This window comes from Phocaeicola intestinalis (assembly GCF_014837065.1).
In the GTDB taxonomy this organism is placed as follows: Bacteria; Bacteroidota; Bacteroidia; order Bacteroidales; family Bacteroidaceae; genus Phocaeicola; species Phocaeicola intestinalis.
On sequence record NZ_JACSPP010000012.1, the window covers coordinates 56,995 to 79,074 of the forward strand.

Sequence of the window (22,080 nt, forward strand, 5' to 3'; positions counted from 1 at the left end):
ATGATGACAAGAAAAGGGGGCTAAATAAAATGAAGATAATTTTAAAATCATTTTACATGCTCTAAATCTTTTGCTGAAATGGACACGCTGGCACATCCCAAACAATCTATCACAATCATTATCTTGGAATTTCCATCAGAGTCAACAGATGCATAGCCGACTAATCCTCTTAACAACCCGCGTCTCACCCTAACTTTATCTCCTTTCCGAATAGTCAAAGGCTCCATCGTGATTTCAGAATCTGCATTTCCCAACATAAACTTGAATTGTTCAATCTGTTCATCTGGTATAATAGCAGGTTTATGCTCACCAGGAGCCGTCAAGAAACGATATATAAACGACAAGTTACGAACTTTCTCCAATTCTTTAGTTGTCAATTTAACGAAAATCATCATAGGAATCACCACACGCTCCACTTTTTTCCTGCGGTCACTCCATTGATGCATTTCTATTTGTATGGGAAGAAAAGTCTCAAAATTTAACAACTGCAGTTTTTTATTCGCTGTCTTTTCACAATTCATCTGAACCAGAGCGACAAACCAATGCTTTGGACATGCTTCGCTTTCGTCTGTCACATTCCCGACAGGCGAAACCGAATGAATTTGACCACATATCTCCATTGCTTTTCGCATTTAAACTTTCGTCAATTTATCCGAAAGAAATAGATTGACACTCGCAAATGTATGTAAAATATAGATAATCTAAAAACATTTTACACTAAAATAATCGATTCCTGCTAAACAACACACCTAATTATTACAAATATAAATCATCTGATAGCATATAATATTGAAAAACAAATTATTTTATATCATATCTATTTTCATATAAGCCTACACAGAGACAAAAGTGTGTAAATCTGCATTTTTTACATATCTATCTCGTTATGTATAAAGAACTTATCAAAAACTAATTAAAAATATATACATCATATATCATTGTGTTACTTTTACATATTTATATAGACACCAAAGAATAATAAGAGTTCGTTTAAATTTTGCTCAGGTTAATTTTTCGAATTGTTTTCGAGGATGTTTTTCTGATTTTATGAGGAGGATAGCGGGCTATCTGAGGAAAAAAATCGGGAAAACAGGCCGGAAACAAACGAAAAAGGACCTGATAGAATATTACTTTATTGGAAAATTTAAACGACAGGCTCTAAGATAAATGACAGACTGCACCCCAAGCCCAAGCACGAACAGGTATTCCACTGCCCAATAAGCTGCTAACGGAACATTACGATGGCTTAATTCCCATAAGCAAAACAGATAAACAATGGTTGTTGTCAGTTGAAAGACAAATACAGTCCGCGTTGCTCCTGTTCCTGTCGCTGCGTTCAGATAAACATAGCCGGGAAGTGCAAGGAAGTAATTCAGCAGCATAACCATAAACGGCAACCATGCAACTTGTACGATAACCGGATTTTCTGTGTAAGCCCCGATGATGTGTTGGTGAAAGACCAAGGCAAGAACAATCAATGGGATACCTGCCACATATCCTAAACGGATAATTTTGTGACAAAGCGGGAAGATTTTTCCCTTTTCACCTGCTCCAATCAGGTTGCTCACCAAAGAACTGGTAACACCAGCCAGCGCATTGACGATAACGGAAAACAGGGCGGAAACACTTCTTACAATATTCGATACAGCCAATTCTGTTTCTCCCAAATGCTCGATAGCCAAGAAGAACAGAAACCAAATGGCTACACTGACAAAGAACTGGAGCATGCTCCATACCGAGATAGAAAATATTTCTTTTAATATCTTTATCTCAATGTGCCAGCGTAAGCCATATACTTTTTCATCAATATGCCGGAACAGATATATTGTCAATACTACCAGCGAACACATTTCGGCAAACGAAGAAGCTATGGCTGCTCCTGATATGCCCATATCGAATCCGAATATCAGGAGCCAATTCATCGGAATATTCACCAGTACGGCTGTGAAAGCCGCCATGTTCAAGGCTTTTGTCTGCGTAATGCCTACTAAAAACGAACGTAAGGCTAGGAGTGGGAAAGAGAATAACAATCCCCAAATACGCCAATTCAGATAACATACAGTTGCGTTGTAGACATCGTCTGAAGTTATCAGATGTTTCAGCAGAACTGGAGAAAGTATTTGAGACAACAGGCAAAGGAACGCCGCTAGCATCAGCAAGAAAAACAGTCCTTGAAAGAATGTTTTTCCTGTTTCTTCATACCGTTGTTCTCCGTTACGGCGGGCGATTACTACCTGTAGCCCTAAACTGAACCCGAAGCCGAGCATATAGATAGCCAGATACCAGATTCCGGCAAGTGCGGATGCACCAAGTTCTACGTCGCCTACGTGCCCCAAGAATAAGGCATCGGTAATATTGATAAGTTGCTCGATAAGGATGCTCATCATTACAGGAAAAGCGATGAGCCAAATATGCTTATATGTATAGTTCATTGTTCAACTTGATATGATGCGACAAGTCCTGCTGCACGTAGCGGCATGACACATCGCATAATTATAAATTTGGAATAATGGCAAAACAAGAAAGGACAAACCTGTTATAAGCCTGTCCGTTGCTGAATAGCTATGACTGAAATGCTATCCGTTAAGCGCAGCTATATGCACACTTGCCATTTCATAGGATTGAACAACTGGTATTTTTCTGTTAGTTATGCGAATCAGGAGTTAAAAGGGAGTTATAGGTAGTTATCGCCCGTCGGTGCGGGCTGGGAGTTAGATGCCAATACCTTTTGCGCCGTTTTCAGAAGCAAGGCTATTGGCCTTTAACTCCCGAACGAAGTGATAACTCCTGTGAAACTTAACTACGTTTAACTCCTGACTGGCATTAGTTCCGCAAAGATAGCATTTGTTCTTGATTATACCACCAGACAGTTGATTTCTTTTTGCAGATTCTCCAAAAAACACGAAGCATGTGCCCCATCCATTTGTGTATGATGAAACTGGAAAGAAACAGTCAGTTTCAGTTTCCATAAATGCCGTTTGTATTTGCCCCAAATCAGAAACGGATTATTGAACACTCCGCTGTACATACCTACCGCTCCGTCTATTTCATATTGCACAAGAGCAGATGTGCCAATCACCATGCAATCCGTCAAGTCATGATTCTGACAGCTTTCAGCAACTTGCCTGGTCAGCCGCAGGTAATCTTCATTGAATTGTTTCAGGTCATTAGAAAAAGGAATGTCGCAGGAGCTTATTTCTCCTTCTCTATTAGCCACAACGGCACAAACGGCAAGGTTGTCATATTCTATCAATTTTTTACCGACCGGAAGCATATAGAACTCTTTGATATGGCGTGCTGCCCGTCCGATGCACCAGCACATCAGCATATTGAACTTTAATCCAGTCCGTTTGCTTATCCGGGCAAGGCGGGTTACATCTATGGTCTTGAAAAAGGTGAGCATGGGCATGGGGGCATCTATCCACATTTCAAATGCGTATGCACGGGTCGTTTCTTTCGGATTTACTTCTTTCATTTCTATCATTAATATAGTATAATAAGGGCAAAGGTAAGTAAGATATTGGACAATGGATAGAACAAAAGGGACAATATGTTGGATAACTCAGGTTCATAAAAGGATTCCCATTCAATTTGCAGGCGAATGGGAATCCTATATTATATGTGTATTTTATATGAGGTTGTTATTAGGTAAATTTACTGGCTTCAGCCCCATTTCCTCAGCTTTCTTCAGCATGAAACGGAAAGCTGCATCGTGTTCGTTAGGGATGAGGCCGTCAAGGATGGCATCTTTGATGGCACTCTTCAGATCACCTATTTCACGGCAAGGATGTAGGGCGAATATCTGCATGATTTCCTCTCCGTCTACCGGCGGCTGGAAATTACGGATGCGGTCTTTTTCTTCCAAATCCTTCAACTTTTGACGTACTAATTTGAAATTGTCCAAGAAGCGTTGTTTACGGGCTTCATTTTTCGAAGTGATGTCGGCTTCACACAATGCCATCAGGTCATCGATATCATTACCTGCTTCGAAGAGTAAGCGGCGCACGGCAGAGTCGGTCACAACATCATCGGCTATCACAATGGGACGCATGTGCAGTCCTACCAGCTTCTGTACATACTTCATCTTTTCGTTCATCGGGAGTTTCAGGCGACGGAAGATTTCAGGTACCATCTTTTCTCCTATGTAGTTATGGTTGTGGAACGTCCATCCCAGACGTGGGTCCCAACGTTTAGTGCGTGGCTTGCCGATGTCATGCAATAGGGTTGCCCAACGCAACCAAAGATTATCCGAAACCTTGGAAATATTGTCCACCACCTCCAGGGTGTGGTAGAAGTTATCTTTATGTCCACGTCCGTTCCGCACCTCTACACCTTGTAGAGCTGTCAGTTCGGGAAATATCAGTTCCAGCAGGCCACAGCGGTCCAAGTCGACGAATCCTTTCGACGGTATGGGTGAAAGCAAGATTTTGTTCAGTTCGTCTTTGATACGTTCGTACGAAATGATTTTGATGCGTTCGCGGTTGCGTTCCAGGGCATTGAATGTTTCTTCATCGATGTAAAAATTCAGTTGGGTAGCAAACCGGATGCAGCGCATCATACGCAATGGGTCATCGCTGAACGTGATATCCGGGTCGAGCGGTGTGCGGATAATCCGTTCTTTCAAGTCTTTCAGCCCGTCAAAAGGGTCTACCAGTTCTCCGTATCGCGCCTGGTTCAGACAGACCGCCATGGCATTGATGGTAAAGTCACGGCGGTTTTGGTCATCTTCCAGTGTACCGTTTTCTACTACGGGTTTGCGGCTGTCATGACTGTATGATTCTTTCCGTGCCCCTACAAACTCCACTTCGGTATCGAAGTATTTTACTTGTGCGGTGCCGAAGTTACGGAATACCGATACGTGTGCCTTGCGTCCCAGTTTTTTGCCCAAAGCTTCGGCGGCCTCGATGCCGCTTCCTACTACTACTACGTCAATGTCTTTCGAAGTCCGGTTGAGGAAAATGTCGCGTACGTAGCCTCCTACTACGTAACATTCCAATCCCAGTTCATCGGCGGTTTCGGAAATCAAGTTGAATATTTTGTTGGTAAAATGTTCCTTCAGATTCATTCTTAGTTGATTTTCGTTTCGTTTTTTGTGTTCAAAACTCGTAAATAGCGTGCAAAATTACAAAAAATAGGGGAGCTTTACCGAATATGAACCGATTAAATTGTATTTTTGTTTCATGAAAGGAGATTGATAATGATAAAAAATGAACACGGAGATACGACTCTCTGGAAAATTTCCTTTGTATTTCAAGTGAAAAGGCGATGCCGGACGTTTTATTTACAATGTTTTTGCATTTGCCTGTCTCTGTGTTCGGATATTAAAAACTGATGCGTATGAAAAAGATGATGGTAGCGGCTGTGTGCCTGGTGATGTTCCTTGCGGGGTGCAACAATGATTCGAAACGTGCAGGAGAATTGTTTCAGCGGGCTGAGTTATCGTTTGCCTCCGGAAACTACAACCTTGCCAAACTGCAGATAGACAGTATCCGCACGCTTTATCCCAAGGCTGTGGATGTGCGTAAAGCAGGTGTCCGCCTGATGCAGCAGGTCGACCTGCACGAACAGCGCAAGACGCTGGCTTACCTGGATAGTATGATGCAGGTGAAGCAAGCTGCGCTTGATTCGATAAAAGACCGTTTCGTGCTAGAGAAGGATACTGCCTATCAGGAGACCGGCAATTATTTTTATCCTACACAAGTGGTAGAGAAGAACATCGGGCGTTCGTTCTTACGGGCTCAGGTGAACGAGCTGGGCGAGATGTTGCTTACCTCGATTTATTGTGCCGGTGGAAGCATACACCATACGGCAGTAAAAGTGAGCACAGATGGCGACCTGTTTGCCCAGACTGCTCCTTCGCCCGACAGTTATGAGACGACCGATTTGGGACGTCCAATCGAGAAAGCCGACTATCGGGTAGGAAAAGATGACGGGGGTGTAGCCGCCTTTATCGTTGCCAATCAAGACAAACGCCGTTTCCGGCTGGAATTTATCGGTGACCGAAATTATACAACTACGATGCGTACCGATGATGTGAAGGCTATAGCGGCTGTTAGTGACTTGGCGCGTATTCTTTCGGCAATGGAACAAATCCGTAAAGAACAGAACGAAGCAAACCTGAAGCTGAAGTTTGTCACCCGTAAGATGGAAGAAGCGGAAAAAGCTGGCAAGGAATAATTCCCAAGTACAACAAACTGTTCAAGACCGCTTTTCTTAAGCCAGAATACACACTTGATCCGGAGTGTCTCTGTCACTTATTAGTCCGCTTCACGATAAAGATGCTGGCTTCGTAGAGTAGGGACATCGGGGCAGCTACCAATATCAGGGTAATGGCATCCGATGTAGGCGTAATGATGGCAGATATGACCAGTGCAATGATAATGGCATGTTTGCGGTAAGTACGCATGAAAGTAGATGTAAGAAATCCCAGTTTGGCGAAAAGCCAGGCAAGGATGGGAATTTCGAACGTGATGCCCAGCATCAGGCTCAGCATAGTCAGAGTGTCTATGTATGAACTGAGCAGAATCGCATTTTCTACTTCCGCACTGACCTGATAAAGGGCAAGGAAGCGGAAAGTAAAAGGAAATACCAGAAAATAACTGAACAGTACGCCTAGCAGGAACAGTATGTAGCCCCACATTACTACGCGTAGGGAATAACGTCGTTCGTTGGCATAAAGGGCAGGCGAGACAAAACGGAACAGTTGATAAAGTATGTAAGGCGAAGCCAGCACAATGCCTGCATAGAGCGATACGCTCATGTGGGTAAGAAATTGCCCCGAAAGTTTGGTATTGATAAGCTGTATATGAAAATCTGGGACGGATAATCCCGGAATGTGTAAGGCGTTTCCGATACGGTCGAACCATTGGTAGACAATGAAGTCATTCTCTTTGGGTGCAAGGATGATGCTGAACAGTTCGTCTTTGAAGCAGAAGGCGGCAAGCATGAGCACTCCCGTCACGATGATGATGCGGAATAGCACTTTCCGCAATTCATCTACGTGATCCCAAAAAGTCATGTTCGATGCATCGTTCGTTTTTGTGCTATCCCCTTTCTCTTTCATCATTTGTCTTTATCGGTATTCGGTTGGGTGTTTTCGTCTTTCTTTGTGTCTGCCTTTAAGTCTTCTTCCAGTCCGTTCACACCGTCTTTAAAGCTTTTCACGCCTTTACCCAGTCCTTTCATCAGTTCAGGAATCTTCCTTCCGCCGAAAAACAGCAACAGAATCAATACGATGACAATCAGTTCTTGCATACCGATGCCCAGGAGTAAGAGTGTAGTGTTCATATTTCTTGCTTTTAATGAAATTTCGGCGACAAAAGTAACAAATAAATCAAAGAAGGGAGTATAAAGGCAAGTGTTTTTAATAAAAAATAAAAAACGAGGCGGAAAAACAGAAGATAGTGGAAAAACGCCGGTTCGTGTGGATTTTCCATGAAAGAATCAATCCGCATGAATCGGCGTAAATCAGTATCTCGTTAGAAGCGTGCAGCAACTTTTGTCCAGTCTATCAGTTCCCAGAATGCTTCGATGTATGCAGCCCGTCGGTTACGATAGTCGATGTAGTAAGCATGTTCCCATACATCAATGGTAAGGATGGGCTTCATGCCTCGGGTCAGCGGATTGCCTGCGTTCGGTTCGGAAAGGATGCAAAGTTTCTTGCCGGCATCTTCTGCCAGCCATACCCATCCCGAACCGAAGAGAGTGGTAGCTTTTTGGGTAAACTCTTGTCTGAATGCTTCTACCGACCCGAAGTCCTTTGCCAGTTTATCTGCCACCGAGGCAGGTATGTCTTGAGGTTGTGCGGTCAGTGTTTCGAAAAAGAATGTATGGTTCCAAGCTTGTGCGGCATTGTTGAAAATGCCTCCGTCGGCTTTGCAGATAATGTCTTCCAGACTCATGTCCTCGAAGGGCGTTCCGGCTATCAGTTTGTTCAGGTTGTCCACGTAGGTTTGCAGGTGCTTGCCATAATGGTATTCTAAAGTTTCTTGGCTCATCAGTGGAGCCAGTGCTTCCATCGTGTAGGGAAGCTGGGGCATTGCATGTTTCATGATGTTTGTTTTTAAAGGGTTTATATATTATCAACACGGAAAGATACGAAAAAGTTGTGGCAATCCGTATATTCTTTGTCATAAATTTCCAGATTGTTATGTAGAGAGGTTTGGCAAGTGATGCAAATCAGCAACCAGCACCTCCGGCCAATTCTCGTTAACCTAAAAATAACATTGCGATAACATAGTGTGTGAGAACAGATGCTTACTTTTGCGTCAGTAAAACTTAAATGAGAAATATGAAAGCTAAGCATGTGAATCGTATGCAGATGTTGGTCATCTTTGCGTGGGTATATCTGTTTGTCAGATGTGGTTATCGTCCCCTGAAACAATGGCTTGTTGATGGTCAGGTAGTTTGGAACACTTATGAATGGAGGTATGAATTGGGAGCGGCACTCGGTTCACTTCTATTCATTGGTATAGTCTATATGGCAATCATTTGGGGATATCCGTGGTTGAAACAGGTGTTGGGAAACTCTTCGGATTCTGCAAGAAGATAAGAACTGTTTTTAAAGAAGATAAGTCTATGAAACAATAGTAATCAGTAAGTTGTATCATTACGAAAAATGCTGAACGGGCACAGAGGTATGTTTGGATATTATGTCAGGTTACGCCTGCAGAGCGGAGGCAGGTTGCTGAAGGAATTGGGCATTGTGCGGAGCGTGTTGTTGGTTGGGCTGCTCGTCCTTGCCGTAGCGATATTGTGTAAGGTAAAGACAGGCTGGATGCTTCCGGTTGCCTGCCTGCTGGTGATAGGCGCTTATCACCAGGCAAGGAAGGACAGGGAATTTTTGCGCAGGTTTACCGATAATGTGTCGGTTTTCTTCTGCTACGAATACCTTTTGCTAAGCCTGCCTTTTGCCGTAATAGCAGGGATACGGGGCGAATGGCTGATAGCTTTGTGCATGCCGTTGGGGATTTGCCTGTTGCCTTTCGTGCCTCCTGTCCGTTTCCGGATAACCCCCATAAGGTTCGGATTCCTGTATGCCGGCAATATGGAATATCTCCGGATGTTCCGTCGCATGAGCTGGCTATACCTTATTGTAATAGGTATGTCGGCATTGGGATGTCTGAACGGCAATGTACGGGTGGCAAAGGTGGGCATGTTGGTTTGGGGCATTATCCAGTCGGGTGCCTACAGCTACGTACCCGATGCACATCTGTTGCAGAAGTTCAGGAGTTATCATATCCTGCAGAGGGAATTATGGAAAGCGAATAGCTGGAATGCATCGGTGCTGTTCCTGCCTTTCGGGATGATGTGCCTTGCCGGAGGGGTCCGGGCAGAAGACGTTCTGTTTTTCTTTTCCTGCCTGACATCGGGTATTCTCTATCTGCAAAGCATGGCGTTGTTCCGTTGGGTTTGTCCGGTAACTGTCGGTATTGCGGTGATGCAGCTTGCCGTATGTATTCCTTTGTTTGCATGGACTTGTTTCGCCTGGGTGGGCTGTCTGGCAGAATTGACGGTCGTGGGAATACTTTTGTATGCGGTATGGATAAAATGGAAAGCTATATGGAAATAATACGTGTGGAGAATATGTCAAAGTCGTTCGGGCGCGCAAAAGTGCTCGATGATGTTTCGCTGGTTTGCGACTGGGGAAAAGTGTATGGACTGGTAGGGGACAATGGATCAGGAAAGACAACTTTGTTCCGTTGCCTGACGGGGATGGCTTCGTATGAAGGCATGATTCGGAAAGGCGAGTGGGTGACGGTAGGTTATTTGCCAGCCGATAATTTCTTTTATCCGCTGGTGACGGGATACGAATACATCGAGTTTTGCCTGCGGGCATACGGGAAGAAGGTCAACCGGAAGCAAATAGATTACTTGAATACAAAAATGTTCCGTCTTCCTCTCGGCCGCTATGCTTCCGAATATTCCACAGGAATGCAAAAGAAGTTAGGCTTTATGGCGGTCTGTCTGCAAGGCCCCGACCTTTATATCCTGGATGAACCGTTCAATGGCATTGACCTGAAAGGATGTATCCAGATGAAGCAGCTGATTCGCAACCTGAAAGCACAATGGAAAACCGTCATCGTATCTTCGCACCGGCTGGATGCCTTGCACGAGGTGTGCGACACTATCTATTACCTGCGTGAAGGCAAGCTGCTGAAAAGATTCGCCTGCGGGTCTGTTGAAGAAATCGAGCGGTTTATTCTGCACGAAGAAGAGGAAGCGTGAGTGTTTTTCACCACAGATTACACGGATTGAAAAAAACGGAAACAGTTTTGAATGAATCAAAGAAGGACGTTGCGTACATTTATACAATCAGGAGTTAAAAGGGAGTTATAGGAAGTTATCGCCCGCTGGGAGTTAGATGCCAATGCTTTTTGGCGCCGGTTTCAGAAGCAAGGCTATTGGCCTTTAACTCCTGAACGAAGTGATAACTCCTGTGAAACATAACTACGTTTAACTCCTGATTCGCATAATTAATCCCTCAATACGTTCACTACATTTCAGTTTCCGCTTAGGTTATATTATCGATGCAAGCGGCATCCTTTTATGGTTTCCATATCAAAACCGTACGTTCTCCAATTGAAAACCGTACGTTCTCGATATGGAAACCGTACGGTTTTCAATTGGAGAACGTAAAAGTAAGACTGCTTAAAGCAGATTATGAACCATTCAATCATGTATTGGTTCATATTCGGTCAAATAAATTTATCGGGGAAAACGGAAACATCAAGACGAGAAAAACTTTTTGGAGAAATTCAGAACTGTTTCTAATTTATATTGAATTCGTATGCATTTTTAGAGGGTGTTGATTTGGTCTTCGCTTAAACCGCTGCATTTAGCGATAATATTAACTGGAATCCCTTCCGCTTTTAAACTTCGAGCCATTTCGGCAGCCTTTTCTTCCCGTCCTTCTTCTTTCCCTTCTTCTTTCCCTTTTTCATGTCCTTCTTCCCATGAAATTTTCTTTGCGGTATCAATCGTATTTTTCCAGTCTCGATAGATTTTTAAGCTTTCTTCGTAATTATCGTATTCCACCTTAGTGAACTTGGCAATTTCGGCAGCTTCGAAAAGCTTGGTGAAAATGCGTTCTTGTAAGGCTTTGGGACGTTCCATCAATCGGGAAAGATTGCGAAGAACAAAAAGCCATTTCTCGAACATGTCAGTCAATTCATCTTCTGTTTTATTGAATTTGGGCATTTCCAAGTAGATGAAAGTCAGTTTATCGTAAAAGACTTCTTTGGTCTGGTTATCAAATAATTGCACTTCGTGGTGGAAATAATTGTCGTTATCTTTATCAAACGTGAAGTTGAGGATGCCAATGATATAGACTGATTTCAGCTGATAATCCCACTCCCCTTTCTGTCCTTGTTCACGGATGGGAAAAGTTGCATAGTAAAGACTACGGTCCTTAAAATACTGCTGGATGCCTCGCTGCATCTCGACTAATATTTTTTCGCCATTTTCATTTTCGCAATAAACATCGAACACGGCTTTGCGGTCGGCTTCACTGATGCCGAGGTGTTCGGTATTGAGATAGGTGAGGTCTTTCACCACTTCTCTGCCATGGAGCAGGCTATTGATGAAACTGATAAGCAAGTCTTTGTTTATCTCGGTGCCGAACAGTTTCTTGAAACCGAAGTCGGTATACGGGTTGACGTATCTGTCTCTTAATTCTCTGCTTTCCATAAGCGAATTTGTTTTTTATGATTTACAAAGATACGAATTTCAGTGAAATTATCCATTGGTTTTCGGGATTTAATTGCCTTTCATCGATTTTATTAAGAAGCGGTAGTTCAGCTTGGAACGGGCGCTGCTTTCTTTTTTGACTTCCTGCTCGAATCCTTTGTCATAGAAGCTGGCATAAACTTCGGCAAAAACGTCCAGTACCTGTCCGCAATATTTGTTGAAGTTTTGTTCCAGTTCCTGTTCATTGGATCCTGTTCCTACAATGGAAAAATCAAAATAGATAATCTGAAAGGCATTCTTCAACGGTGTGGGATGTTCTTTTATCCAGAGTCCGTCGAAGAGTGTATCGAACCGGTCCGCTTTGGCAATGTCGTAATACGCCCGCATCATGCTGACAAATACGCTCTTTCCGAATCTTCTGGGACGTATAAGGAAAAGGTAGTTGCTTATCTCCTCCAGCATGGGAAGATACATCGTCTTGTCTACGTAATAGGAATTTTCCTGCCTTAACTGTTCGAAACTTGCCACTCCGTAAGGGATGCCTTTCACTTTTTCCTTTTCCATACCAGAATTGTTTTATGGGTTTATCGTACGACAAAGGTACATTTTTTCACCACCGATTATACAGAAGGTTGTTTTTTGTTTGGTATCAGCTGCCCACGTCTGTAGCTCTATGCTGTAAGTCCCGTTAACCTAAAGATAACATTGTGATAACATAATATGTGGAGACAAATACTTATCTTTGTGCTGTTAAAAGAAAGATTGTTTAATAAAATAGTAAGAAAAACTTATGAAAAGATTTACGAAATTTATTTGTTTTGCCTTGGCGGGATGCTGCATGCTTCCTTTGGGATTACGTGCACAGCAGATGCCTCCTGTACCAGTGGACAAGAACGTCCGCATCGGAAAACTGGACAACGGACTGACCTACTACATCCGTCACAACGACTATCCGGAAAATCAGGTGGATTTTTATATTGCCCAAAAGGTAGGGTCTATTCAGGAAGAAGAAGACCAGCGCGGACTGGCTCACTTCTTAGAGCACATGTGTTTCAACGGCACCAAGCACTTCCCCGGCAACACGTTGATTCCCTGGCTGGAATCGGTAGGCGTGAAGTTCGGCATGAACCTCAATGCCTATACAGCTGTCGACGAGACCGTGTACCGCATCTGCGGAGTGCCTTCGGAACGCATCGGCGTGCAGGACTCCTGCCTGCTGATTTTGAGCGACTGGGCAAACGGTCTGTTGCTCGAAGACAAAGCCATTGATGAAGAACGTGCCGTGATTCATGAAGAGTGGCGCAGCCAGATGCCTCCCATGCAACGCATTTTTGAAAAAACATCGCCCATTATTTTCCCGGATAGCCGCTATGGCAGCCGTTCTCCTATCGGACTGATGTCAGTTGTCGACCATTTCCCTTATCAGGCTTTGCGCGATTATTACGAGAAATGGTATCGCCCCGACTTGCAGGGAGTCGTGGTGGTAGGTGATGTGGATGTAGACCGCATCGAAGCGAAAATCAAGGAGCTGTTTGCGCCTATTGAGCTTCCTGCCCAGCCTGCCGAACGTGTTTATTATCCGGTAGATGATTTTACCGAACCGGTGATAGCCATCGGACAGGACAAGGAGCAGGGCAACTCGCTGGTGAAGTTCTATTTCAAGTATGATGTATTGCCCGATTCGCTCCGCAACACGATGCTGGCGCTTACCACCGAATATATGCTGGACATGGCGGACATGATGATGATGTATCGCCTGCACGACATTTCCACCAAGCCGGATGCTCCGTATGCTTTGGCGCAGGGACAGCATGGCGATATGGAGTTGTGTAAGACCAAGAAGGCGATGGCATATATTGCCGTGCCGAAAGGAAGCGACACCGAACCGGCTATGGACGCGGTCTATCGGGAAGTGTTGCGTGCCAAACGCGGAGGCTTTACCGCTACCGAGTATGCACGTTGCCGTTCTGAATACCTGTCGCAACTGGAACAGGCATACAATAACCGCAATCATCAGGAGAACCGGAAGCTGGCAGAATCTTATGTCCGTAACTTCCTCGACAAGACGCCGATTCCGGGTATCGAGAACGAATATCAGCTGATGAACATGCTTGCCAATCAGATTCCGGTTGAGGCGGTCAATCAGATGTATGCCCAGTTGCTCAACGAACGGAACATGGCAGTCCTGATTGCACTTCCGGAGAAAGAAGGTATCGTTTGTCCGGATGTTGCTGCCCTGAAAGCCTCCTTGGCACAGCTAGATGCCGAAGAGATTGCTCCGTATGTGGATAATGTAAAGAATGAGCCGCTGATAAGCCAGCTTCCGGCAGCCGGAAAGGTTGTATCGGAAAAAGCGCTTCCCCAGTTCGGCGCCAAGGAATGGATGCTATCAAACGGAGTGAAGGTGATTGTGAAGAAGACTGACTTCAAAAACGATGAAATCGTATTCCGTGCTACGGCTAAGGGTGGTACGTCGGTTTATGGCGACGAACTGGTTAACGATTTGCTATTCATGCCTGTCGTGGCTGCCCAGCATGGTTTAGGCGAGTTCACCTTTGCCGATTTGGCAAAGCAAATGGCAGGAAAGCAAGCGATTGTCAATATCGAACTGGACCATTACGTGCGCAATGTCAGCGGCAATGCCACTCCTAAAGACCTGAAGACCCTTATGGAATTGATTTACCTGAACTTTACGCAATTGAATGTCACCGCCGATGAGTTTACGGCATTGCAGAACCTGTTGAAAGGTGTGCTTCAGAACCAGGAATCCAATCCCCAGCTGATTTTCCAGCAGAAATTGTATCAGTTTATGTATCAGTCACCACGTATGCAGATGCTGGATGCAGCGGATGTCGACGGGGCAAACCGTGAGCATATCCTGAAGATAATCCGCGAACAGCTCGCCAACGCTTCCCAGTTTACCTTCGTATTCAGTGGAAACTTTGATGAGGCAGAACTGAAAAGCCTGGCAGAACAATATCTGGCTTCGTTGCCGTCCGACCCGGCACAGAAGGCTGAAATCAAGCGTATCAGCGGAATAGGGGTGACTGCAGGCGAAAAGACCGGAGAGGTCAAACTGAAAATGGAAGTGCCGCAGGCGTATGGCGGTATCTTCGTAAGCGGAACCGTTCCTTATAACTTCAAGAACCGGATATTGGCATCGATGTGTGCCCAACTGATGAGTGCCCGCCTGCTCAGCGAGGTAAGAGAGAAAGAGGGGGCTACTTACTCCATTTCTACCGGCGGTGTGCTGGAACGTACGTCGGATGTGCCTTTGGTGTATCAGACTGTGTTCCCGATGAAACCGGAGAAGAAAGACCGTGCGCTGGAGATTATCCGCAACGAATTTACGAAGCTGGCGCAACAGGTAGATGAGGCAGAACTTACCAAGGTAAAAGAGTTTATGGTAAAGCAGTTTGCCGAAATGGAGCGCACCAACAGTTATTGGTGTGGCGAGATAGCCGGCAACGAGCTGCTGCCTTCCGAATTGCCTGCCGATACCAAAGCGGTAATTGAAGCGATTGGCGCAACGGATATCTGTAGCTTCATGAAAGAATTGGAAGCCCAGCAGAACTACCGCGTATTTGTGGTGATGCCGATGTGATTTTGTTAACTAGTTGACCAGGTACTAGGTGACTAGGTTTTAAAAAACAATACTTTATCAAGTATATAGTCTTGCTGATGTTTACTAATGTATTTAATATCTAGTCACCTAGTACCTAGTCACCTGGTCACCTGAATAATTACCTTGGAAATAATAATGCAAATTCGGTGAACTCTCCTTCGATGCTGCTGACGAATACCTTTCCTTCGTGGGCATGCATCACTTGTTGTACGAAGTTCAACCCTAAGCCGAAGCCGGAAGGTCTGTTCTTGTTCTTCTTCCGTCCGGCTGCGGCACGTTCGTATTTGTTGAAGATAGTGCGCTGGTCGGCTTCCGAAATGCCCAGACCGTTGTCATGTACCTTGACGACGGTGTATTTCTCGTTCAGTTCCGAACGGATGCGGATGTCTACCCCTTCGGGTTTCGAATACTTGATAGCATTGTCTATCAGGTTACTCAATATTTCTTCCAAGTATTCCTTGTCGGCATATACCGCCGGAGCTTTCAGGTCGGCGGTGAACCGGACGGGCTTTTGTGCCTTGGCGGTAAACTTCACGGTCAGGTTCTCTACCATCGGTTCCAGCGGTACGTCTTCCCGGTTCATTTCCAGCTTGTGGCTTTCCAGCTTCGACAGGGTGAGCACCTTGTTGGTTAGGGTCAGCAGGTGGTCCACCTCGTTCTCGGCTATGGTGTAATATTTCTCTTTTGTCTCGGGCTTGTTGTCCAGCCTTCCGCTATGCAGGAAGTAGAGTGCGGTGAAAATGGAGCTGAGAGGAGTCTTCATGTCGTGTATCATGGCATAGGTGAAGTCTTCACGTATCTGGAAAATCTTGTTCATACGCGCGATGATACGGATTTGGCAGATGATGCAGGAGATGACAAAAGATAAGATAATCAATGTGGAGATAATGAGAAGCCCCATGCGTTCAAAAATGTATTTGAAGGGATTTTCCAATATAATTTGTACTCCTTGAGAGAAATCTAATCTTGTTGGGATAATATCGGATTTAATAAGTCCTAATTGGAATAGTTTATGCGTATTACTTTTATCGTAAATCTCTTTTGTCTTAGGATTGACATTGCATATAACATAGTCTGCATTTATATCTTTTTTATGTAGATAAACGCCTGCAATGGAATCTATTTCTGTTATTGAATATTGAAGCCCCAATTTGTATATTCCTTCATATAAATATGTATTTGAGGATATGGAGTCATTTTGTGGGCCACCTAGAATTTCGTAACCGTCAGGAATATGGGATGATATGATATTTGTTTCTTCATATAGTGCTGTATCTAAAATGGACGTACATTCTTTTTGGATGTCATTTCTAATTAAGGTGTATACATTATATAGCCACACCGCCTGCAAAGCCAATGCCCCGATAAGTCCTAAGAAAGTCAATGCGCTTAGGCCTGCGAATCGCCGGTTCTTTTTATCGGCGAAAAACTCTTTTATCTTTTTCTTGTCCATAGCGTGTCATGTATCTTGTTTTCTGTGGCAAAGATACAATTATCCGCGAAAAAATCCCCGTTAACCTAAAGATAACATACCGATAACCTAAAAGGAAAGACGGAACACTTACCTTTGTCATATCAAAATAAAACAAAAGTATCACATTAAAATAGAACGTATTATGAAAACAATGAATTTGAAAAAAGCAGCGAGTGTAATGGTATTGGCAAGTGTAGCAACAGTGATGAGCGCACAGACTCCGGAGAAGTTGTTCAACGATGAGTTGGCGGGCAAGCGTGTGACGGTGCGCGAGGTATGCGCAAAGACCGATATGGGGTACGTGAAATCGGTGCGCAGCGAAATGGTTTACTCGGATAAAGGCGAACTGCAGAGCAAGGACATCTACCGTTGGAACGAAACAAGCCAAAGCTGGAAACTCTCCCGCAGCTATGATTACGCCGCCGAAGGCATCCGCTTTACCGATTACGAACGGTAATGGCTTGTTCACCACAGATTATACGGATTGAAAATAATTAATAGTGAACAATTAATAGTTAATAACGACAAGCACAACTTTGGGTTATTTATGATTCGCTCTTAATTGTAACTTAATCTGTGTAATCTGTGGTGAAAAAGCTCTTATTCCGTTACCAGCATCAGCCCGATGCCCCGCACGGTTTTTATTTCGATATCTGCATCAGATTCGAAATGTTTGCGAAGCTTGTTGATAAACACATCCAGGCTGCGCGAGGCAAAGAAATCGTCTTCCGTATTCCAGAAACGGCTCAGGATAGCTTCGCGGCGCACCACTTCGTTCTTGTTTTCGGCAAGCAGCTGCAATATCTGCGCTTCCCGTTGGGTCAGCACTTGAAGCTTTCCGTTTATATCATCGCGTAAAGTTGCATGGGCGGGTTCCAGCGTATAGTGCCCTATCTTGAGGCAACCGTTTTCCGAACGGCTTTTCTCTCCGCTCTTCATCTTTAAAATGGCATGAATATGGGCGTCCAGTTCATCGGGAACATAGGGCTTTTTTACATAATTGTTTACCCCGAACCCATATCCTCTCCGTACGTCTTTAGGAGAAGTCAGAGCCGAAGCAAAAAGGATAGGGGTATCACCATCGGTCTCCCGGATGCGTTTTACCATTTCGAATCCGTCCATTTCAGGCATATCAATATCACTGATAATGATGTCGGGTCTGTGCTGTTCCCAGGCTTCCAGTCCCTCTTTTCCATTGGCAGCGGTACACACATCGTATCCGCCTATCAGTTCCTGCAGTCCGCTCTGTACGATGTAGCACAGGTTGGGATCGTCTTCTACCAACAAAAGTTTAATCATAATCCTTGTTTTCGTTCAATTTGGCGGTAAAGATAACGATTATCCTGTCAAATAAAAAGAGAATATGCTCCTTTTTCCAGTCTTCGTCACTCAAAAAAGCAGGGAACAGGTATGCCGAACGGCACGTACAGTAGTGTAATGAGGCAGGAAAACAAAAGCAGGAAGAAAACGATTTCGTTTTCCTCCTGCCCGGTTATTTTTTCTTACCGAAATGATAAAATGCTATTGTTTATGAGCAACGCAATACCTGACCGATGCGCAAGGTTGTGGTACGCTTAATGCCGTTCATCTTACACAGACGGTCGATAGATACGTGGTAAATCCGAGATATACGTCCCAAGGTATCTCCCTTGCGTATCTTATGATAACGGATAGCACCACCTTCTGCAGGTGAAGATTCCGCGTTCTCGATTTTCTTCCCGCTCTTCAAGTTTGCCAATGCACGTGTACGCTGGTACGGATAACGGTTTGCGTTACGGATAAACAGGTAACTGTCTGCCACAATATCCTGTTTCGGAAAATCAAACATAAATTCAGGATTAATCACCTCGCCCAAGAAACGGGTTTCGAAATGCAGGTGCGAACCAGTAGAACGTCCGGTATTGCCTCCTAGACCTATCACATCGCCAGCCTTTACGTATTCGTCTTCTTTCACCAGTTGTTTGGAAAGATGACCGTAAATGGTCTCCAACCCGTTGTCGTGACGAATAACCACATACTTGCCATAACCGCGACGTTCATACTTCACCATACGTACTTTCCCGTCGAAAGCCGCCCGAATGGTATCGCCGATATATACCTTAATATCTAACCCATTATGCATACGACGCCAGCGCGGACCGCACTTTGAGGTAATCTTCGTATGCGTAGTGGGCATGCAGAAACCGGTTAAATCAATTCGGAATGTATCTGGGACTTGTACCGTATTGCCATAAGCATGTACACGGTCGTTCTGCCAGTTTGGATACAGATTATAGGCAGGATAAACGGCTTGTTCAGCCTTGATTTGGCGAATCAGCGCCAACGAGTCTACAGCTTTCAGCTTTCTGTCGATAGGTGCCTGGCGTGCCAGCAAGTCCTGCCCCGATACGTTTACGCTCACCAGCGCCAACGCAGCTACCGCTACTGTTCTAATACATTTTAAAATCATTATATGCCTTTCTTCTTTGCTTGTATTCATCAGCCGGATTTCTCTTTTTCCGACTAAGGCCAGAATATCATTTATGGTTAATTAATCAGCTAATTTGAGCATCGTGTAAACATACGGATGCTTGCTTTTGTTCAAAAAGCGTTCCAAATATAGCTTTTTTTCTGTAATGTAGAGTTAGCAGTTAACTATTTTTTATGTATTTTTATGCTACAAATAAACCTTATTGATCTATTTATGTTTCACAACATGTATTTTATGATTATTCGGATAATCTTCTAGGGAAAGGCGTGAATGAGACGGAAAGCATGTAAGAAATAGAAGCTGTTTTGAATTTCTCCAAAAAGTTTTTCTTGGCTTGATGTATCCGTTTTCGTGTGTGCTTTGGGCGATTTTTTGGTCCTTTTCGCTCCTGTTCTTCGTCAGATAGCCCGCTATCTTCCTCATCACAGAAGCGGAAATGCCTCAAAAACTCATCCCAAATCATCGCACGATAAATTCAAAACAGCTTCTAAATCAATATAAAGATTAGAGCCTGTCTGGGTTTATCGTGTGCTGATTGGGGATGTTTTTTGTAGAGACGCAAAATTTAGCATCTCTACTATAAGGAAGATAGCGGGCTATCTGATCATTAAAGATAAATCTGGCAATCCGTATCAGCATAAAGCGATGAATCTGCTGGCTTTATCAAAGAGTTTCATCCGCTTCCATTGGCAGATGAAGATGATAGACCGGTATACTTATTTACAAGCTATCGGGCAAAGATGTTTGCTGGAATTATCTTACAACATCTTCAGTGCTAGCTTGATGACTTGTTCTACAGTAGCATCGGGATCGGCTTTTAGGATACTAGCCACGGCTTTGTGCGTAGGAGCCTGTGCGAAACCTAACATAATCAAGGCGGCTACGGCTTCTTCGTAGATTTCGGTGTTGACAGATGCAGATATGGATGATACGGTCTCCGCCTCGGTAATACCTGTGGAGGCTATCTTGTCTTTCAGTTCGACAATGATGCGTTGCGCTGTTTTCAGCCCGATACCTTTTACGGTTTTCAGTAATTTGTCGTTTCCGCTGCTGATGACGTTGCACAATTCATTGGGCGAAAGAGCGGAGAGAATCATCCGTGCAGTGTTGCCTCCGATGCCCGAAACGGTGATGAGCAAAAGGAAAAGCTCGCGCTCTTGCTTGGTGGCGAAGCCGTAGAGCACATGGGCGTCTTCGCGGATTGCCTCGTAGATGAAGAGTTTGACTTCCTGCTTCCCTTGAATGGCGGAAAAGGTGTTGAGTGAAACATTGATGCCATAGCCTACCCCGTGGCATTCTACTACTGCCATGGCGGGAGTCAGTTCGGTAAGTTCTCCTTTGATATATTCAATCATCTTTTTTGCTGCAATTTCTAATTTCGATGCAAAAATAGGCATAAGAAAGTTATAAATCATAAGTTTTGTGATAATATTTTCAAAATCGCCTCTTTCCGGTATGTCACGAATCGTTTCGTTTTTCTATCTTTGTGGCGTAAAAGTTGGTGAGTGACACACCACAGATTACACAGATTAGTTCAATTGAAGATTCATTTTAAAACATCAAACACGATGAAGAAAATTAGAGCAGCCGTAGTGGGTTACGGTAATATCGGAAAATTTACGCTGGAAGCGCTGGAAGCGGCTCCCGATTTCGAAGTGGCAGGTATTGTGCGCCGTCATGGGGCGGAAAACAAGCCTGCCGAGTTGGCAAACTATGAAGTGGTGAAAGACATCAAAGAACTGAAAAACGTGGATGTTGCCATTCTTGCCACTCCGACGCGCAGCGTAGAACAATATGCAAAAGAAATCCTCGCACTCGGTATCAACACCGTGGACAGCTTTGATATCCATACGCAAATCAGCGACTTGCGCCGTACATTGGGCGAAGTGGCTAAGGCAAACAATACCGTATCGGTTATTTCGGCAGGCTGGGACCCGGGAAGTGACTCGGTAGTACGTACCTTGCTGGAAGCCATTGCTCCGAAAGGCATTACCTATACCAACTTCGGTCCGGGCCGCAGCATGGGTCATTCTGTAGCTGTGCGTGCGATTGCCGGTGTGAAAGATGCGTTGTCGATGACTATTCCGGTAGGTACGGGTATTCATCGCCGTATGGTATATGTAGAGCTGGAAGAGGGTGCCGACTTCAAGCAGGTAGAAGCAGCTATCAAAGCTGACCCGTATTTCGTGAATGACGAAACGCACGTGAAACAAGTCGCTTGTGTGGACGACCTGAACGATGTAGGCCACGGTGTGAACTTGGTTCGCAAAGGTGTATCGGGCAAGACTCATAACCAATTGTTCGAATTTGATATGAAAATCAACAATCCGGCTCTGACTGCCCAAGTACTGGTATGCGTAGCCCGCGCCTCGATGCGTCAGCAACCGGGATGCTACACAATGATTGAGATTCCGGTAGTAGACCTCCTTCCGGGCGACCGTGATGAATGGGTGGCACATCTGGTATAATCTGGACGGAATCACATTGAAATAACAAAGACGCAGAAGTGTAAACGGATTATTATACTTCTGCGTCTTTCTTGTTTCAAAGATATTAACCTTGCACCTTCCAGTCGTCAATGGTTCCGGTCTGCGAGGAGAAGCTGGCACCTATTTTATATATAGGTCGCCTGTCGGAAGCATACGGGCGTGCGTAGCCTTTTTCCTCTATCTGCTTTAAGGCTTCGTCTGCCGAACCGTCCAGCTTAAATTCGAAGATATAGACGTAATCGGGTGTCTCTACGATACAGTCCACCCGTCCTTCGCTCTGTTCCTTTTCGGTATAGACCGTATAGACGCTGACCAAACGGAATATCAGGTAGAA

General features: G+C 44.5%; 22 protein-coding genes. 7 read left to right on the plus strand and 15 right to left on the minus strand.

The window, feature by feature from the left end:
- Positions 1–47: 47 nt before the first annotated feature.
- The 4 genes from H9625_RS05895 to H9625_RS05910 all read right to left on the minus strand — a co-directional run bounded on the left by H9625_RS05895 (position 48) and on the right by H9625_RS05910 (position 5,065).
- Positions 48–632, minus strand: coding sequence for a UpxY family transcription antiterminator (locus tag H9625_RS05895; RefSeq protein WP_191763413.1), 585 nt, complete (start codon positions 630–632; stop codon positions 48–50).
- Positions 633–1,127: 495 nt separating this feature from the next.
- Positions 1,128–2,432: an MATE family efflux transporter gene (locus tag H9625_RS05900; protein ID WP_191763415.1), complete on the minus strand. Its 1,305-nt coding sequence runs from the start codon at positions 2,430–2,432 to the stop codon at positions 1,128–1,130.
- Positions 2,433–2,854: 422 nt separating this feature from the next.
- The gene (locus H9625_RS05905) at positions 2,855–3,475 is read right to left on the minus strand and encodes a CatA-like O-acetyltransferase, family 2 (RefSeq protein ID WP_022041141.1); all 621 of its coding nucleotides are present in this window, start codon (positions 3,473–3,475) and stop codon (positions 2,855–2,857) included.
- Between the two features lie 153 nt (positions 3,476–3,628).
- The gene (locus H9625_RS05910) at positions 3,629–5,065 is read right to left on the minus strand and encodes a CCA tRNA nucleotidyltransferase (RefSeq protein WP_022041142.1); all 1,437 of its coding nucleotides are present in this window, start codon (positions 5,063–5,065) and stop codon (positions 3,629–3,631) included.
- Between the two features lie 272 nt (positions 5,066–5,337).
- Here H9625_RS05910 and H9625_RS05915 point away from each other — a divergent pair, with 272 nt between their 5' ends.
- Entirely contained in the window at positions 5,338–6,177 is an 840-nt protein-coding gene (locus H9625_RS05915; RefSeq protein ID WP_087248555.1) for an outer membrane protein assembly factor BamD, read from the plus strand.
- Between the two features lie 73 nt (positions 6,178–6,250).
- Here the strand turns inward: H9625_RS05915 and tatC are convergent, their stop codons facing one another.
- The 3 genes from tatC to H9625_RS05930 all read right to left on the minus strand — a co-directional run bounded on the left by tatC (position 6,251) and on the right by H9625_RS05930 (position 8,051).
- Positions 6,251–7,066, minus strand: a complete 816-nt coding sequence (tatC, locus tag H9625_RS05920; RefSeq protein WP_225226292.1) for a twin-arginine translocase subunit TatC — start codon at positions 7,064–7,066, stop codon at positions 6,251–6,253.
- Positions 7,063–7,287 (minus strand): Sec-independent protein translocase subunit TatA/TatB, encoded by a 225-nt coding sequence (locus H9625_RS05925; RefSeq protein WP_022041145.1) that lies wholly within the window; start codon positions 7,285–7,287, stop codon positions 7,063–7,065. The genes tatC and H9625_RS05925 overlap by 4 nt, the downstream gene beginning before the upstream one ends.
- Before the next feature lie 191 nt (positions 7,288–7,478).
- Positions 7,479–8,051, minus strand: coding sequence for a superoxide dismutase (locus H9625_RS05930; RefSeq protein ID WP_191763417.1), 573 nt, complete (start codon positions 8,049–8,051; stop codon positions 7,479–7,481).
- Positions 8,052–8,281: 230 nt separating this feature from the next.
- On the opposite strand from H9625_RS05930, the gene H9625_RS05935 reads away from it, so the two are divergent.
- From H9625_RS05935 to H9625_RS05945, 3 genes are all read left to right on the plus strand, one after another.
- A complete protein-coding gene (locus H9625_RS05935; protein ID WP_087209691.1) occupies positions 8,282–8,551 on the plus strand; it encodes a hypothetical protein in 270 nt (89 codons plus the stop codon).
- 87 nt (positions 8,552–8,638) lie between these two features.
- Positions 8,639–9,571, plus strand: a complete 933-nt coding sequence (locus H9625_RS05940) for a hypothetical protein (RefSeq protein ID WP_191763419.1) — start codon at positions 8,639–8,641, stop codon at positions 9,569–9,571.
- On the plus strand, positions 9,562–10,227 hold the full coding sequence (locus tag H9625_RS05945) for an ABC transporter ATP-binding protein (RefSeq protein ID WP_022041149.1): 666 nt from the start codon (positions 9,562–9,564) through the stop codon (positions 10,225–10,227). The genes H9625_RS05940 and H9625_RS05945 overlap by 10 nt, the downstream gene beginning before the upstream one ends.
- Before the next feature lie 570 nt (positions 10,228–10,797).
- Here H9625_RS05945 and H9625_RS05950 read toward each other — a convergent pair.
- Positions 10,798–11,688, minus strand: a complete 891-nt coding sequence (locus tag H9625_RS05950) for an Rpn family recombination-promoting nuclease/putative transposase (RefSeq protein ID WP_087209699.1) — start codon at positions 11,686–11,688, stop codon at positions 10,798–10,800.
- Positions 11,689–11,757: 69 nt separating this feature from the next.
- Positions 11,758–12,252 carry an AAA family ATPase gene (locus tag H9625_RS05955; protein ID WP_191763421.1) on the minus strand — a complete coding sequence of 165 codons (495 nt, stop codon included), beginning with the start codon at positions 12,250–12,252 and terminating at the stop codon, positions 11,758–11,760.
- A 226-nt stretch (positions 12,253–12,478) separates the two neighbouring features.
- Between H9625_RS05955 and H9625_RS05960 the strand changes: the two genes are divergently transcribed.
- Positions 12,479–15,292 carry a M16 family metallopeptidase gene (locus H9625_RS05960; protein ID WP_191763423.1) on the plus strand — a complete coding sequence of 938 codons (2,814 nt, stop codon included), beginning with the start codon at positions 12,479–12,481 and terminating at the stop codon, positions 15,290–15,292.
- Positions 15,293–15,431: 139 nt separating this feature from the next.
- On the opposite strand, the gene H9625_RS17620 is transcribed toward H9625_RS05960, so the two are convergent.
- On the minus strand, positions 15,432–16,130 hold the full coding sequence (locus tag H9625_RS17620; protein ID WP_225226294.1) for a sensor histidine kinase: 699 nt from the start codon (positions 16,128–16,130) through the stop codon (positions 15,432–15,434).
- Positions 16,131–16,929: 799 nt separating this feature from the next.
- Between H9625_RS17620 and H9625_RS05970 the strand changes: the two genes are divergently transcribed.
- Positions 16,930–17,244: a DUF3836 domain-containing protein gene (locus H9625_RS05970; RefSeq protein WP_087405720.1), complete on the plus strand. Its 315-nt coding sequence runs from the start codon at positions 16,930–16,932 to the stop codon at positions 17,242–17,244.
- A gap of 143 nt (positions 17,245–17,387) precedes the next feature.
- On the opposite strand, the gene H9625_RS05975 is transcribed toward H9625_RS05970, so the two are convergent.
- From H9625_RS05975 to ruvA, 4 genes are all read right to left on the minus strand, one after another.
- A complete protein-coding gene (locus H9625_RS05975; protein WP_191763427.1) occupies positions 17,388–18,086 on the minus strand; it encodes a response regulator transcription factor in 699 nt (232 codons plus the stop codon).
- Between the two features lie 229 nt (positions 18,087–18,315).
- Entirely contained in the window at positions 18,316–19,236 is a 921-nt protein-coding gene (locus H9625_RS05980) for a peptidoglycan DD-metalloendopeptidase family protein (protein WP_087213194.1), read from the minus strand.
- Positions 19,237–19,495: 259 nt separating this feature from the next.
- The gene (locus H9625_RS05985) at positions 19,496–19,720 is read right to left on the minus strand and encodes a hypothetical protein (protein WP_162614365.1); all 225 of its coding nucleotides are present in this window, start codon (positions 19,718–19,720) and stop codon (positions 19,496–19,498) included.
- A gap of 295 nt (positions 19,721–20,015) precedes the next feature.
- Positions 20,016–20,612, minus strand: coding sequence for a Holliday junction branch migration protein RuvA (ruvA, locus tag H9625_RS05990; RefSeq protein WP_191763429.1), 597 nt, complete (start codon positions 20,610–20,612; stop codon positions 20,016–20,018).
- A gap of 213 nt (positions 20,613–20,825) precedes the next feature.
- Between ruvA and H9625_RS05995 the strand changes: the two genes are divergently transcribed.
- The gene (locus tag H9625_RS05995) at positions 20,826–21,725 is read left to right on the plus strand and encodes a diaminopimelate dehydrogenase (RefSeq protein WP_191763431.1); all 900 of its coding nucleotides are present in this window, start codon (positions 20,826–20,828) and stop codon (positions 21,723–21,725) included.
- Positions 21,726–21,810: 85 nt separating this feature from the next.
- On the opposite strand, the gene H9625_RS06000 is transcribed toward H9625_RS05995, so the two are convergent.
- Positions 21,811–22,080: PD-(D/E)XK nuclease domain-containing protein (locus H9625_RS06000; RefSeq protein ID WP_191763433.1), on the minus strand; the 270-nt coding region annotated here is incomplete at its 5' end.